The sequence below is a fragment of the Streptomyces silaceus genome, assembly GCF_001419745.1.
GTDB classification, from domain to species: Bacteria; Actinomycetota; Actinomycetes; order Streptomycetales; family Streptomycetaceae; genus Streptomyces; species Streptomyces silaceus.
The window spans coordinates 243-14,539 of sequence record NZ_LIRJ01000164.1 but is presented as its reverse complement, the minus strand read 5'-3'; the positions used below and the strand labels follow the sequence as shown (position 1 = coordinate 14,539).

12 protein-coding genes are annotated in these 14,297 nt (G+C 72.5%); 7 read left to right on the top strand and 5 right to left on the bottom strand.

Going from position 1 to position 14,297, the window contains the following annotated elements:
• Positions 1–82 precede the first annotated feature (82 nt).
• From AOK22_RS16785 to AOK22_RS16770, 4 genes are all read left to right on the top strand, one after another.
• Complete coding sequence (locus tag AOK22_RS16785) at positions 83–820, top strand: class I SAM-dependent methyltransferase (RefSeq protein ID WP_055699471.1); 738 nt, start codon at positions 83–85, stop codon at positions 818–820.
• The gene (locus tag AOK22_RS16780; protein WP_055699468.1) at positions 817–1,449 is read left to right on the top strand and encodes an ABC transporter ATP-binding protein; all 633 of its coding nucleotides are present in this window, start codon (positions 817–819) and stop codon (positions 1,447–1,449) included. Before AOK22_RS16785 ends, AOK22_RS16780 begins: the two co-directional genes overlap by 4 nt.
• Positions 1,446–2,996 (top strand): hypothetical protein, encoded by a 1,551-nt coding sequence (locus AOK22_RS16775; protein WP_055699467.1) that lies wholly within the window; start codon positions 1,446–1,448, stop codon positions 2,994–2,996. The genes AOK22_RS16780 and AOK22_RS16775 overlap by 4 nt, the downstream gene beginning before the upstream one ends.
• Before the next feature lie 84 nt (positions 2,997–3,080).
• Positions 3,081–5,102: a thioredoxin domain-containing protein gene (locus tag AOK22_RS16770; protein ID WP_055699466.1), complete on the top strand. Its 2,022-nt coding sequence runs from the start codon at positions 3,081–3,083 to the stop codon at positions 5,100–5,102.
• 33 nt (positions 5,103–5,135) lie between these two features.
• Here the strand turns inward: AOK22_RS16770 and AOK22_RS16765 are convergent, their stop codons facing one another.
• The 3 genes from AOK22_RS16765 to trhA form a co-directional block, all read right to left on the bottom strand.
• Entirely contained in the window at positions 5,136–5,903 is a 768-nt protein-coding gene (locus AOK22_RS16765) for a Mut7-C RNAse domain-containing protein (RefSeq protein ID WP_055699465.1), read from the bottom strand.
• 30 nt (positions 5,904–5,933) lie between these two features.
• Positions 5,934–6,569, bottom strand: a complete 636-nt coding sequence (locus tag AOK22_RS16760; RefSeq protein ID WP_055699464.1) for a TetR/AcrR family transcriptional regulator — start codon at positions 6,567–6,569, stop codon at positions 5,934–5,936.
• Between the two features lie 200 nt (positions 6,570–6,769).
• Positions 6,770–7,495, bottom strand: coding sequence for a PAQR family membrane homeostasis protein TrhA (gene trhA / locus AOK22_RS16755; protein WP_079036613.1), 726 nt, complete (start codon positions 7,493–7,495; stop codon positions 6,770–6,772).
• 246 nt (positions 7,496–7,741) lie between these two features.
• Here trhA and AOK22_RS16750 point away from each other — a divergent pair, with 246 nt between their 5' ends.
• A complete protein-coding gene (locus tag AOK22_RS16750) occupies positions 7,742–9,574 on the top strand; it encodes a phosphoenolpyruvate carboxykinase (GTP) (protein ID WP_055699462.1) in 1,833 nt (610 codons plus the stop codon).
• 217 nt (positions 9,575–9,791) lie between these two features.
• On the top strand, positions 9,792–11,504 hold the full coding sequence (locus AOK22_RS16745; RefSeq protein WP_244164825.1) for an Ig-like domain repeat protein: 1,713 nt from the start codon (positions 9,792–9,794) through the stop codon (positions 11,502–11,504).
• Positions 11,505–11,580: 76 nt separating this feature from the next.
• Here the strand turns inward: AOK22_RS16745 and AOK22_RS16740 are convergent, their stop codons facing one another.
• Together AOK22_RS16740 and AOK22_RS16735 are read right to left on the bottom strand one after the other, a co-directional pair.
• Positions 11,581–11,988 (bottom strand): SCO4983 family protein, encoded by a 408-nt coding sequence (locus tag AOK22_RS16740; RefSeq protein WP_055699461.1) that lies wholly within the window; start codon positions 11,986–11,988, stop codon positions 11,581–11,583.
• A gap of 199 nt (positions 11,989–12,187) precedes the next feature.
• Complete coding sequence (locus tag AOK22_RS16735) at positions 12,188–13,399, bottom strand: pyridoxal phosphate-dependent aminotransferase (protein WP_055699469.1); 1,212 nt, start codon at positions 13,397–13,399, stop codon at positions 12,188–12,190.
• A 287-nt stretch (positions 13,400–13,686) separates the two neighbouring features.
• Between AOK22_RS16735 and AOK22_RS16730 the strand changes: the two genes are divergently transcribed.
• On the top strand, positions 13,687–14,297 hold a 611-nt coding region (locus AOK22_RS16730; protein ID WP_244164823.1), incomplete at its 3' end, for a serine protease.

Below are 14,297 nucleotides of genomic sequence, written 5' to 3'. Positions count from 1 at the left end.
AACCGGTCGACGGCCGAGGTGGGGTTCAACCTGCCGGGTGCCCTCGCCGTGGCCAACAGGATGCGGAAGGAAGGGCGCCGTGGTGAGTGACCCGAGCGTGTACGACGAGACGGCGATCGAGGCCTACGACCTGGTGTCCTCGATGCTCTCCCCGGGGGCCGGGCTCGCCGCCTGGGTGTCCTCCCACCGGCCCCTGGCCGGGCGGTCGGTCCTGGACCTGGGGTGCGGCACGGGGGTGTCCTCGTTCGCGCTCGCCGAGGCCGGCGCGCGGGTCGTGGCGGTCGACGCCTCGCGGCCGTCGCTGGACCTCCTGGAGAAGAACCGCCTCGACCGCGAGGTCGAAGCCGTGCGGGGCGACTTCCGCGAGCTGCGGCTCGACGCCACGTTCGACGTCGTGACCCTCTCGCGGAACACCTTCTTCCTCGCCCAGGAGCAGGAGGAGAAGATCGACCTCCTGCGTGTGGTCGCCCGCCATCTGGAGCCGGGCGGCGCGGCGTTCCTCGACTGCACCGACCCCGCCGAGTACCTGCGCGCGGGCGGGGACGCGCAGTCGGTCACCTATCCGCTGGGCCGCGAGAAGATAGTGACGATCACGCAGACCGCGGACCGGGCCGCCCAGGCGGTCCTGAGCATCTTCCTGGTCCAGGGCGCGTCGACCCTCACCGCGTTCCACGAGCAGGCCACCTGGGCTACGCTCGCGGAGATCCGCCTGATGGCACGGATCGCGGGTCTGGAGGTGGCGGGCGTCAACGGTTCGTACGCGGGAGAGCCCTACGGCGCGCGCTCCCGGGAGATGCTCGTCGTGCTGGAGCGGCCGTGACCGACGTGCCCGCGATCGCCGCGGAGGGCGCCACGGTCGTCCTGGACGGGACCACCCTGCTCGCGCCGACGACGTTCGCGGTGATGCCCGGCGAGTTCTGGTGCCTCACCGGCAGCAACGGCTCCGGCAAGACGACCCTCCTGCGCGCCTTCCTGGGAAGCCGCCGGCTGACCGACGGCGCCGTCCTCGTGCAGGGCGAGCGCGTCGACCTGGCCAGGCCCCGGCACCGGCGGCTCGTCGCCTCGCTCGTCGAACCGGTGCCCGTGGCGCGCGACATGACGCTGCGCGAGCAGGTCACCCTGGTCGCCGCCTCCTGGTACGGCAACACCGCGACGACCGCCGAGCGCGCCGAGGAGGTCATCGACCGCCTGGGCCTCGCCGCGCTGGGCGAGCGGTTCCCCTCGCAGCTCTCCTCCGGCCAGCTGCAGCTCTTCAGCCTCGCCCTGACCCTGGTCCGCCCCGCCGACGTCGTCCTGCTCGACGAGCCCGAGCGGCACCTCGACACCGACCGCGTCGACCTCGTCGCCACGCTGCTCAGCGAGCGCGCCGAACAGGGGACCTCGTTCCTCGTCGCCACCCATGAGGCCGCCGTGGTGGAAGCCTGCGACGGCGTCATGGAGCTGGGATGACGACGGACAGCATCACCGCCGTCGAGGCCGACCCCAGGGCCCGCGTCCACGCCGTACGGCACCGGTACGCCCACCGCGGCGACCGCGCCACGGTGCACGACTGGGCGTACACCATCTACCTCACCGTCATCCTCGCCTTCGTCTACGTGGCGCCGGTCGTCTACCTGGTGCGCACCTCGAAGGCGCTCGTCTCCCTGGAGTCCGCCGAGGCGGCGACGCCCGTGGCGTGCCTGGCCGCGGCGGCGGTGGTCTGGGGCGCCCAGCTCACCGGCCGGTTCTGGGGACCGCTGGTGCTCAAGCCGTTCCTGCTGCACGTCTTCATGTCCACGGACCTGTCCCCGACGCACTACCTCGGCACGATCGCCCGCCGCCGCCTCGCGTACGCCGGACTCGGCACGCTCCTCGCGGTGTGCACGGCGACGTTCCTCGTGACCGACCTGTTCGACGACGCGGGCAGCTCGCTCGTCCCGCCGGGCGTGGCCGTCGCGGTGGGCATCGGCGCCGTCGCCGCCGTGGCGTGGCTGTGGGGCCAGGTCCGGACGGTGCGCGACAACCTCCTGCTCGCCGCCGCCGTGGCCGCCGCGGGCGCGGCCGTCGCGCTGCTCGGCGGGTCCGCGTTCCTGGGCGGGGGCGGCCTGTGGCTGCTCTTCGGCGTGCTCGCGGTCGCCGCGGGGGTGCTCGGCCGGGCCGCCTTCCGGTCCGTGCGCACGGTCGATCTCGCCCGGCTCGCCCGCGAGTCGGCGCGCGCCGCCGAGGCCCAGACCTTCGCCTGGACCGGCACGCTCCACCACGCCCTCGACCTGTACCGCCCGCAGCCGCGCGGGCTCACCTCGGCCCTGGTGCGGCCGGACGGACGCCTGCGCGGCCATCTCGCGCAGGGCGCGGTCCGCGCCCTGCGCACGCAGGGCCGCGCGAGCGCGGCCGCGGCGTTCCTGCTGGCCGGCGGCGCGGTCCTCACGCTCGGCGTCGCGGAGCCGGACGCCCGGCTCGCGACGTTCTCCTGGGTCGTCGGCGCGGTCGCCGTGTACTGGGGGTCCGGGTGGGTCGGCGAGACCTGGCGCGGCCTGCGCGACGAGCTGACGCTGGCCCCGCTGTTCGGTGAGTGGTGGGGCGGGATGCTCGCCCGCACCCTGGCCTGGCCGGTCCTCGCGGTGGTCGCCGCCGTGGGCCTGGCGGGCGGTGTCACGGCCGTGACGCGATGGCCGCTCCAGGACGGCCGGGCGGCCGACGCGCCGCTGCTCGTCGCGGCCTCCGTGGTGCTCGTGCTCGGCGCCAGGTTCCTGCGCGAGATGAAGATGAACCTGCCCATCGAACTGCTGCTCCCCATCATCACGCCCCTGGGCGACCTCTCCGGACTGCGCGTCTTCGTCTGGCAGTTCGACGGACTCGTCGTCGTCCTGGCCGGCGTCCTCGTGATGAACGAGATGCCGACCGCGCTCGGCGCGGCCCTGGTGGCGCTGGGCACCGCGCTCTGGTGCGTCTGGGCGGGCCTGCGCCGGACCGGGTGGGCGCGCAGGGCGCTGTTCACGCGCCTACGCCGGGCCTAGTCGCGCCCCGCCACGAGCCGCCCCCGGGCCGCCCGGGGGACAGGGCTCCCGTGCGCGGGGGCGACGGCAGGGCAGGATGGGTCCATGCCGAACCGACTGGCCCATGAGACGTCCCCCTACCTGCTCCAGCACGCCGACAACCCCGTCGACTGGTGGCCCTGGTCGACCGAGGCCTTCGAGGAGGCACGCGAGCGCGGGGTGCCGGTGCTGCTCAGCGTCGGCTACAGCAGTTGTCACTGGTGCCACGTCATGGCGCACGAGTCCTTCGAGGACGCGGCGACGGCCGCGCTCATGAACGAGAAGTTCGTGAACATCAAGGTCGACCGCGAGGAGCGGCCCGACGTCGACGCCGTCTACATGGAGGCCGTGCAGGCCGCGACGGGACAGGGCGGCTGGCCCATGACCGTCTTCCTCACGCCCGACGCCGAACCCTTCTACTTCGGCACGTACTTCCCGCCGGAGCCCCGGCACGGCATGCCGTCCTTCCCACAGGTCCTCGACGGCGTCCACCGGGCGTGGACGGACCGGCGCGGCGAGGTCGCCGAGGTCGCGGGGAAGATCGTGCGCGACCTCGGGGAGCGGCAGCTCACGCACAACGCCGACGAGAAGCCCGGCGACGGCGAGCTCGCGCAGGCGCTGCTCGGGCTGACCCGCGACTACGACACGGCGCACGGCGGCTTCGGCGGCGCCCCCAAGTTCCCGCCGTCCATGGCGGTCGAGTTCCTGCTGCGGCACTACGCCCGCACGGGCGCCGAGGGCGCGCTCCAGATGGCCGCCGACACCTGCGAGCGGATGGCGCGCGGCGGCATCTACGACCAGCTCGGCGGCGGCTTCGCCCGCTACTCCGTCGACCGCGAGTGGATCGTGCCGCACTTCGAGAAGATGCTGTACGACAACGCGCTGCTGTGCCGCGCCTACGCCCATCTGTGGCGGGCCACGGGCTCGGAGCTCGCGCGCCGGATCGCCCTGGAGACCGCGGACTTCATGGTCCGCGAACTGCGCACGAACGAGGGCGGGTTCGCCTCCGCGCTGGACGCCGACAGCGAGGACCCGGCGACGGGCGAGCACGTCGAGGGCGCGTACTACGTCTGGACCGCCGCGCAGGTGCGGGAGGTCCTCGGCGAGGCCGACGCGGAGCTGGCGATGACCCTCTTCGGGGTGACCGAGGAGGGCACCTTCGAGAAGGGCGCCTCGGTCCTGCAACTCCCGCTGAACGAAGGCCCGTTGGCGGACGCGGGGCGGCTGGCCTCCGTGCGGGAGCGGCTGCTCGCGGCGCGTTCGCGGCGGCCCGCGCCGGGGCGCGACGACAAGGTGGTCGCCGCCTGGAACGGCCTCGCCATCGCCGCGCTCGCCGAGGCCGGCGCGTACTTCGACCGGCCGGACCTGATCGCGGCGGCCGTCGGCGCGGGCGATCTGCTCGTACGTCTGCACATGGACGCCCGCGCACGCCTGGCCCGCACCTCCAAGGACGGCCAGGCCGGCGCCAACGCGGGTGTTCTGGAGGACTACGCCGACGTGGCGGAGGGCTTCCTCGCGCTGGCCTCGGTCACGGGGGAGGGGGTGTGGCTGGAGTTCGCCGGGTTCCTGCTGGACCACGTCCTCGCGCAGTTCGTCGACGCGGAGAGCGGCGCGCTGTACGACACGGCGGCGGACGCCGAGCGGCTCATCCGGCGCCCGCAGGACCCGACGGACAACGCGGCGCCGTCCGGGTGGACGGCGGCGGCGGGCGCGCTCCTGTCGTACGCGGCGCACACCGGAGCGGAGCCGCACCGCACGGCGGCGGAGCGCGCGCTCGGCATCGTCAAGGCGCTCGGCCCCCGCGTCCCGCGCTTCATCGGCCACGGCCTCGCCGTCGCGGAGGCGGCGCTGGACGGCCCCCGCGAGGTCGCGGTCGTCGGCGAGGTCCTGGGCGACCTGCACCGCACCGCGCTGCTGGGCACGGCGCCGGGCGCGGTGGTCGCGGCGGGGGCGCCCGGCTCGGGCGAACTCCCGCTGCTCGCCGACCGGCCCCTGGTCGACGGCCGCCCCGCCGCGTACGTCTGCCGTGGCTTCGTCTGCGCGGCCCCGACGACGGATCCGGCGGAGCTGGCGGAGCAGTTGTCCTAGGCCCCGGCGTCGTCCGCCCCTACGGCGAAGCGGTCAGTCCCTTCCCGCCGCCGTACGGGCCGTGGGCCGGCCGGAGTCCGCGCCGAACTCCTCGACGGCGCCGGCCACGATCGCCTCCAGGCGGTCGTGGTGGGCGCCCCGCCAGTACACGCGCGCGCACTGACCGCACTGGGCGAAGACGTCGTACGTGCCCCGGGTGCCGCCCTCCAGGAGGTCGGCCACCTCGTCCTTCGTGGCCGGGCGCAGCGCGCCGTTGCAGGCCGTGCAGCGGGTCCAGGGCGTCAGCTCGGGGGCGAAACGGCCGAGGACGTCGCGGAGCTGGTCGTCGGGGCGGTCGCTGTAGACGTACGCACCCGCCCACAGCTCGCGGCGCCGCAGCAGCCCGCGGTCGCGGCTGAGCAGCACGCGCCGCTCGTCGGCCGAGCGCGTGGCGAGCGCGGGGTCGCCGATGTCCGTGCTCTCGTACGCCGCGTCGACGCCGAGGAGGCGCAATCGCCGTGCCAGCGTGCCGAGATGGACGTCGAGGAGGAAGCGGAGCGGGGCGCCGGGGACGGCCTGGGGGCGGACGACCGCGCGGACGTCGACGGTCTCTCCGGCCGCCGGGACGTGTCCGGTGGCGACCTCGCGGCCGTCCACCACGAGCGCGCCGACCTCCGTCAGCGGGACGCCGAGGGACTCGACGACGTGCCCGAGCGTGGACACTCCGTCCGTCATCGCCGTGGTGGGGCCGCCCCTTCGCTCGTGCGGGACGAAGACCCCCAGTTCGGGGGCGAAACCGACGACAATCTCCGGACCGTTCATGCGGTCAGGATGGCATGTCCGGGTCGGGCGTCACCGGGGATTTTCGGCCCCCGCGAACCCGCGGGTCAGCGTCGACAGGGTTCGGTCCACCAGTGTGGCCAGGTCGTCCTTGTGGTCGTGCTCGGCCCAGTAGGCGGTGGTCTCGGTGAGCGCGCCGATCAGCCCCATGGCGAACGTGCGCACCTCCAGGTCGCCCGGGTCACGGCCGGTGCGCTCGGCGATGACGCGGCACAGGATCCCGCCGGTGACGGACATGCTCTCCAGCATGCGCGAGCGCACGGCGGGCACCTCGATCATCAGCTTCGTGCGCAGCCGGGTGGTCTCGGGCTCCTCGGTGAAGCCGAGGACGACGGCTCGGCGCAGCACGTGCCGCAGCGACTCCACGATCGGCTCGTCGGCGGGCCGCCTGCGCAACTCGCCCTCCAGGAGCGGGTCGAACTCGTCGGCGAGGACGATGTCCTCCTTGGTCGGGAAGTAGCGGAAGACCGTGGAGGGCGACACCTCCGCGGCCTCCGCGATCTGCTCGACCGTGGTGGCCTCGTACCCCTGCTCCCCGATCAGCCGGTACGTCGCCTCCCGGATCGCGAGGCGGGTCTTGAGCTTCTTGCGCTCGCGCAGCCCGAGCGGGGGCGCGGTCTCGGCGAGCGGGGTCCGTGCGGCCTTCATGGGATTCATTGTCGGGCATCGGCTCCGCCCCGCTCCGTGTCGCGCGCCTCGCCCCGGTCCTCGTCCCCCGTCCCCGCGCGGCGTGCGCGCGGCGCCGGAGCGGGGCAGGGGGGTGCGCGGGAGGCGTGCGGAAGCAGTCGCACGCGAAAGTGGCCGCGGCTGAAGAGCCGCGGCCACCGGGGTGGAAGGGGGGGAGAGCGTCAGGCGTGCTGGTACGCCACCAGGGAGATGCCGACGTAGTGCACCGCGAAGGCCGCGAGCGTCAGGGAGTGGAAGACCTCATGGAAGCCGAAGAAGCGGGGCGAGGGGTTGGGGCGCTTGATGCCGTAGATCACGCCGCCCGCGCTGTAGAGCAGCCCGCCGACGACGACCAGGACGAGCACCGCGATGCCGCCCTTCTGCATGAAGTCCGGCAGGAAGAAGACCGCGGCCCAGCCCATCGCGATATAGCACGGGGTGTACAGCCAGCGCGGGGCGCCGACCCACAGGACGCGGAAGGCGATGCCGGCGACGGCCGCTCCCCAGACACCCCAGAGCAGCCACCGCCCCTTCGCCTCGGGGAGGAGCAGCAGCGTCAGTGGGGTGTAGGTGCCCGCGATGATCAGGAAGATGTTCGAGTGGTCGAGTCTGCGGAGGATGCCGTCGGCTCTCGGGCCCCAGTTGCCCCGGTGGTACAGCGCGCTCACGCCGAAGAGCAGACAGGCGGACAGGGCGAAGATGCCGCAGGCGATCCGGCCGCGGGTGGAGTCCGCGAGCGCGGTCAGCACCAGGCCCGCGATCAGCACCGCGGGGAACATGCCGGCGTGCAGCCAGCCGCGCATCTTCGGCTTCGCGGGGAGCGGCAGAGGTGGCCGCGGTGGGGCGAGCGAAGCGGTGCCCGCGGGCTCGGGGACCACTTCGGGGACAGGGGCGGTCATGGGCCGCATCGTACCTACGGCTCCGTAAGTCGTACATCAAACGGACGGATCACCGCCCTCACCCCCGTACGCGTACAAGTGGCAATGCTCACGCCGCTCAGGTGTGAGGCCCTCTGGACAGATGGGCGTGCGCGTCGGATGATCAAATGAGTGCGGTCGGCACCGGATGAGCGCCAGAGGGACATCACGTGAAGCGTCCGGGTCGCAGCCCCCACGGGGCATACATCATCAAAAACCCCTCGATTAGGAGCAATCGTGGCGCGCGACATCGCGGCTCCCCTGTCCTTGGGCACTGCCCCGACCACCCACCAGGAGCTCGTCTCCTGGGTCAACGAGATCGCCGAACTGACCCAGCCGGACAACGTCGTCTGGTGTGACGGCTCCGAGGCCGAGTACGAGCGCCTGTGCGGGGAGCTCGTCGCCAAGGGCACCTTCAAGAAGCTCGACCCGATCAAGCGCCCCAACTCCTACTACGCGGCCTCCGACCCGACCGATGTCGCGCGGGTCGAGGACCGCACCTTCATCTGCTCCGCGAAGGAGGAGGACGCGGGCCCGACCAACCACTGGAAGGCTCCCGCCGAGATGCGGGAGATCTTCGCCGGCGAGAAGGGCATCTTCCGCGGCTCCATGCGCGGCCGCACGATGTACGTCGTGCCCTTCTGCATGGGCCCGGTCGGCTCGCCGCTGTCCGCGATCGGCGTCGAGATCACCGACTCCGCGTACGTCGCCGTCTCGATGCGCACCATGACCCGGATGGGCCAGAGCGTCCTGGACGAGCTGGGCTCCGACGGCTTCTTCGTGAAGGCCGTCCACACCCTGGGCGCGCCGCTGGCGGAGGGCGAGGCCGACGTGCCGTGGCCCTGCAGCTCCACCAAGTACATCTCGCACTTCCCCGAGGACCGCGAGATCTGGTCGTACGGCTCGGGCTACGGCGGCAACGCCCTGCTCGGCAAGAAGTGCTACGCCCTGCGCATCGCCTCCGTCATGGCGCGCGACGAGGGCTGGCTCGCCGAGCACATGCTGATCCTCAAGCTGACCCCGCCGCAGGGCGAGTCGAAGTACGTCGCCGCCGCGTTCCCGAGCGCCTGCGGCAAGACCAACCTCGCCATGCTGGAGCCCACGATCTCCGGCTGGACCGTGGAGACCATCGGCGACGACATCGCCTGGATGCGGTTCGGCGAGGACGGCCGCCTCTACGCGATCAACCCCGAGGCCGGCTTCTTCGGCGTCGCGCCCGGCACCGGCGAGCACACCAACGCCAACGCGATGAAGACGCTGTGGGGCAACTCCGTCTTCACGAACGTCGCGCTCACCGACGACGGCGACGTGTGGTGGGAGGGCATGACGGAGGAGACTCCGGCGCACCTGACCGACTGGAAGGGCAACGACTGGACTCCCGAGTCCGGCGTCCCCGCCGCTCACCCGAACGCCCGCTTCACCACCCCGGCGGCGCAGTGCCCGATCATCGCGCCCGAGTGGGAGGACCCCAAGGGCGTGCCGATCTCGGCGATCCTCTTCGGCGGCCGCCGCGCCTCCGCGGTGCCGCTGGTGACCGAGTCCTTCGACTGGAACCACGGCGTGTTCCTCGGCGCCAACGTCGCCTCCGAGAAGACCGCCGCCGCCGAGGGCAAGGTCGGCGAGCTGCGCCGCGACCCGTTCGCCATGCTGCCGTTCTGCGGCTACAACATGGGCGACTACATGGCCCACTGGGTCAAGGTCGGCGCCGACAAGGACCAGGCGAAGCTGCCCAAGATCTACTACGTCAACTGGTTCCGGAAGAACGCCGACGGCGCGTTCGTGTGGCCCGGCTTCGGCGAGAACGCCCGCGTCCTGAAGTGGATCGTGGACCGCCTCGACGGCAGGGCCGAGGGCGTCGAGACCCCCATCGGCATCCTGCCGACGGCCGCCTCGCTCGACACGAACGGCCTCGACCTGGCCGACGCCGACCTGGAGTTCCTGCTCACGGTCGACAAGGAGGTCTGGCGCGAGGAGGCCTCCCTGGTACCCGAGCACCTCAACACCTTCGGCGACCACACGCCCAAGGAGCTGTGGGACGAGTACCGCGCGCTGGTGCAGCGCCTGGGCTGACGCACCCCGCATTCCGGATGGGCCCCGCACAACGGCGTGCGGGGCCCGTCCGCGTGTGCGGAGGGGTTCCGTCCACCCATACCCGCATCTTGTGCACCTTGCCTTCACATGGCTCTCACATGTTTCAATGTGCCCACACGGGGGGCCGCTGATCGACGCGTGCCGCCAAAAGAGCCTGTGGGGGGACAAGTTGAAGAAGTCTCAGCGGTTGAGACGGGTGACGGGCGCCGCGCTCGCGGTGGCCCTCGGCTCGACAGGGCTCGTCGCCGTCGGCACGCCCGCGGCGTACGCCGTCACGCCGTCGGACGAGGTGGCGAAGCTGCCCATCGCGTCGTTCGGGGCGATGGTGGTCGACGACGCGCACGAGCGCGTCTACGTGACCGACGGGCGCAGGAGCAGCGGCGAGAGCGCGGTCCTGGTCTACAACTTCCAGGGCCAGCGGGTGGGATCGCTCCCGACCGACCAGCCGGTGTCCGGCATGGCGCTCAGCGCGGACGGCGCGACGCTCCACGTGTCGCAGTCCCACCGCATGCTGACGTTCGACACGGCGACGCAGACCAGGAGCGGCGCCTCCTTCGTGCCCTACGACGTCACCTGCGGCCGCGACGTGGCCGTGGCGGGCGGCAAGACGTGGTTCACGGAGACGCCGTACAACGACCCGTACTGCGACCGGCCCGACAACATCGCCTCGCTGTACGGGGTCAGCGGCACCTCCCACGTCAACACCGGCTGGCAGAGCCAGGGGCGGCTGAAGCTGGCCGCCGGGCCCGGGGCGCCGGACCGGCTCGTGGTGGGGCAGGCGGCCGCGGGCGCCGACGCCAATCCGTTCCTGACCACGTACGACGCGAGCGGCGAGACCCTGGTGCGGGGCCCGCAGCGGCGCTTCGCCGACGCCGAGGGCAAGGGCGCGCTCGATCTGAAGGACATCGCCCAGAGCGCCGACGGCAAGCGGATCGCCGTCGCCGACGGGGCGTACGGCACGCGGCTGCTCGACGCCTCCGACCTGTCGGACGCGGCGGCCGCCTACCAGCCGCTGCCCGACGGCGCGAAGTCCACGGCGGTGGCGTTCAGCGGCGACGGCACGTACGTCGCCCGGGGCGCGGCCGCCTCCGGCAGCACGCCCGACCTGCTGATCCAGCCCGCCGACCCGGCGAACGGCACGACGCCGCTGGAGTTCGCCTTCGAAGGGGAGCTCGACGGCCTGCGGGTCGCGCCGCGCGGGCTCGGCTGGTCCAAGGACGGCACGCGGCTCTTCGCGGTGACCTCGAACGGCAACGGCGGTCTCTGGCTGCACGTCATCAAGCCGCCGGCCGCGCAGCACGACTCGCGCTTCACGGGCGCCCTCGGCACCACGCCCGCCAAGCCCGTCGTCGGTGAGCCGCTCGGCATCCGGGGCCGCCTCGAACTCGACGGGCCCGCGCCCGCCGAGCCCGTGAAGGTCACCGCGGTCCGCAAGGACGCCGACGGCACGCAGGAGGTGGCGGCCGCCAAGGTCGCGGCCGACGGCACCTTCACCGTGCTCGACGTGCCGGACCGCCTCGGCGAGGCGACGTACACGCTGCGCTTCCTCGGCGACGTCACGCACCGGCCCGCCGAGGACGTCACGGTCACCGTCGACGTGGCCAAGGCCCCGACGGCCGTCGAGCTGACCGCGCCCGCCGAGGCGACCCGCACGGGCGGCGTGGAGATCACCGGGAAGCTGACCGGGCAGGGCCGCGCGCTGCCGTCCGGCATCGGTCTGAAGGTGACCCGCACGGACCGGTTCGGCACGACGGGCGAGCTGACGTCGGCGTCGGTCGCGGCCGATGGCGCGTTCAGGGTCAGGGACCTGCCGAGCAAGCGGGGCAAGACGGTCTACGAGGTGAGCTACGCGGGCGACGCCCTGCACTCCGGCTCGTCGGCGCGGGCCACCGTGAAGATCACCGGCTAGGCGACGGGTACCCCCAGTCGTCGCCACCGCTGGTGGCGCCCGGTCCGCGGCCTCCCCGGCCGCGGACCGGGGCCGTTCAGGAGGCGCCGACCAGGCGCGTGGCGTCCGCGTGGGCGTCCATGCGCTCGGCGGCCAGGATCGCGGCCGCGGTGTCGGCGCGGGAGGCGGCCACCACCAGGGCGCGGCCCGCGAGGGCGTGGGCGCGCTGGTGCAGGGCGGCCAGGTGCGGCTCGTGGATGGCGGCGGCCACGGAGGAGCGCGGGGGCAGGGCGCCGCGCAGGCGGGCGACCTGGAGCGCCAACTGCTCGGCCGCCGCGTCCAGTTCGGCGGCGGGGGCGAGGGCGCGGAGCTCGTCGGTGACGGCGAGCAGCGCGGCCAGATGCCCGGCGAGCTGGATGTCCAGCTCCTCCTCGCGCGTGCGGTGCGGGAAGCTCGTGTCGTCGGCCATCGAGTGGACCGACTTGGTGCGGATCGGCTCGTACATGAGATGGCCTCCAAGCTGTCTTGTGGACATCCTAGCTTAGATTCATTCTAAAGTTGAGCAGGATCCGAAAGGCCGGTGATGGGGCGGTTCCGCCCGGCCGGACCCCCGAACGCCGGTGGGGCCGGTCGCCCGTAGGCGTCCGGCCCCCTCTGCTGTTCCCGCGCGGCGCGGCATCCGCTGTTCCCGCGCGGCGCGGGCGTCACGGCTGGCTGTAGCCGTCCAGGAAGTTCCCGATCCGGGTGACGGCCTCGGCCAGGTCCGTCGCGGTCGGCAGCGTCACCACGCGGAAGTGGTCCGGCTCCGGCCAGTTGAAGCCCGTGCCGTGCACGACCATGATCTTCTCGGACCGCAGCAGGTCGAGGACCATCTGCCGGTCGTCCTTGATCTTGAAGACCTTCGGGTCGAGGCGCGGGAAGAGGTAGAGCGACCCCTTCGGCTTCACGCAGCTCACGCCGGGGATCTGCGTCAGCAGGTCGTACGCCGTGTCGCGCTGCTCCAGGAGGCGGCCGCCCGGCAGCACGAGGTCGTTGATCGTCTGGCGTCCGCCGAGCGCCGCGACGACGCCGTGCTGGCCCGGCATGTTCGCGCACAGGCGCATGTTCGCGAGGATCGTCAGGCCCTCGATGTACGAGGAGGCGTGCGCCTTCGGGCCCGAGATCGACATCCAGCCGACGCGGTAGCCCGCCACGCGGTACGCCTTCGACATGCCGTTGAAGGTGAGGGTCAGCAGGTCGGGGGCGATCGCGGCGGTCGGCGTGTGCGTCACGCCGTCGTAGAGGATCTTGTCGTAGATCTCGTCCGAGCAGACCAGGAGGTTGTGGCGGCGCGCGATGTCGGTCAGGCCGCGCAGCATCGCCTCGTCGTAGACGGCGCCGGTCGGGTTGTTCGGATTGATGATCACGATCGCCTTGGTGCGGTCGGTGATCTTGCGCTCGATGTCGGCGAGGTCCGGCATCCAGTCGGCCTGCTCGTCGCAGCGGTAGTGCACCGCGGTGCCGCCGGACAGGGACACGGCGGCGGTCCACAGGGGGTAGTCGGGCGCCGGTACGAGGACCTCGTCGCCGTCGTCGAGCAGGCCCTGCATGGCCATCACGATGAGCTCGGAGACGCCGTTGCCGATGAAGACGTGCTCGACGTCGGTCTCGATGCCCAGGGTCTGGTTGTGCATGACGACCGCGCGGCGGGCCGCGAGGAGGCCCTTCGCGTCGCCGTAGCCGTGCGCGTCGCCGACGTTGCGGAGGATGTCCTCCAGGATCTCGGGCGGGCACTCGAAGCCGAAGGCGGCCGGATTGCCGGTGTTCAGCTTGAGGATGCGGTGGCCCGCCGCCTCCAGCCGCATCGCCTCCTCGAGCACCGGGCCCCGGATCTCGTAACAGACGTTGGCGAGCTTCGTCGACTGGATGACCTGCATGTCCGCGAGCTTAAGGCCGCGCATCGCGGGCCGCCTCGTGTTTTCGGACACAAGGGGGGTGTACCGCCCATACCGCCGGGGCAGGTCGTGCTGGTGGGACGGTCCTTCCGCGCCGGTGGCGCGGCCACTCGTACGGGTGGCGCGTCCGCCCGGCCGGGCCGCGGGTGTTCTCTCAGCGGTCAGTTGTGTCCGTTCGCGGTCTTGTCCTGAGGCCCGGGGGCCTCAACAATGCGCATGACAAAACCGAAGCAACTTCGGTCACTTAGTCATCAAGAGGGGACCCCCACATGAAAAAGCCTCTCGTCGGTGCGTGCTTCGCCGTTCTCCTGCTCGGAGCCACGGCGGCGCCCGCGACGGCCGTCAGCAGTGAACGGCCCGCCCAGGCCGACACCAAGCCGGCGGCCAAGCCGGCCAAGCCCAAGGCGAAGGCCGTCACCTTCGCCGGGACGGTGGCGCTGAGCAACTGCTCCGGCTCCGTCGTCCGCGTGCCCGACTCGCAGCCGGGCGACCCGGCGCTCGTCCTGTCCAACGGCCACTGCCTGGAGAGCGGCTTCCCCGCGCCGGGCGAGGTCGTCCTGGACAAGCCGTCCTCGCGCAGCTTCACGCTGCTCGACGCCTCGGGCGGCAACCTCGGGACGGTCAAGGCCAGCAAGGTCGCGTACGGCACGATGACCGACACGGACATGTCGCTGTATCAGCTCACCAGCACCTACAGCGACATCGAGAGCAAGTACGGGATCAAGGCGCTGGAGCTCAACACCGCGCGTCCCGAGCAGGGGCGGGCGATCACCGTCGCGTCCGGCTACTGGAAGAAGCTGTACAAGTGCAGCATCGACGGCTTCGCCTACCGTCTGAAGGAGGGGAACTGGACCTGGAAGGACTCGGTCCGCTACACCCC

Coding starts and splice junctions, on each gene's coding strand:
- trhA (WP_079036613.1), bottom strand. CDS start 7,495: ATGCGGCCCATGACCGCCCCTGTCCCCGAAGTGGTCCCCGAGCCCGCG.
- AOK22_RS16775 (WP_055699467.1), top strand. CDS start 1,446: ATGACGACGGACAGCATCACCGCCGTCGAGGCCGACCCCAGGGCCCGC.
- AOK22_RS16765 (WP_055699465.1), bottom strand. CDS start 5,903: ATGAACGGTCCGGAGATTGTCGTCGGTTTCGCCCCCGAACTGGGGGTC.
- AOK22_RS16735 (WP_055699469.1), bottom strand. CDS start 13,399: ATGCAGGTCATCCAGTCGACGAAGCTCGCCAACGTCTGTTACGAGATC.
- AOK22_RS16770 (WP_055699466.1), top strand. CDS start 3,081: ATGCCGAACCGACTGGCCCATGAGACGTCCCCCTACCTGCTCCAGCAC.
- AOK22_RS16760 (WP_055699464.1), bottom strand. CDS start 6,569: ATGAAGGCCGCACGGACCCCGCTCGCCGAGACCGCGCCCCCGCTCGGG.
- AOK22_RS16740 (WP_055699461.1), bottom strand. CDS start 11,988: ATGTACGAGCCGATCCGCACCAAGTCGGTCCACTCGATGGCCGACGAC.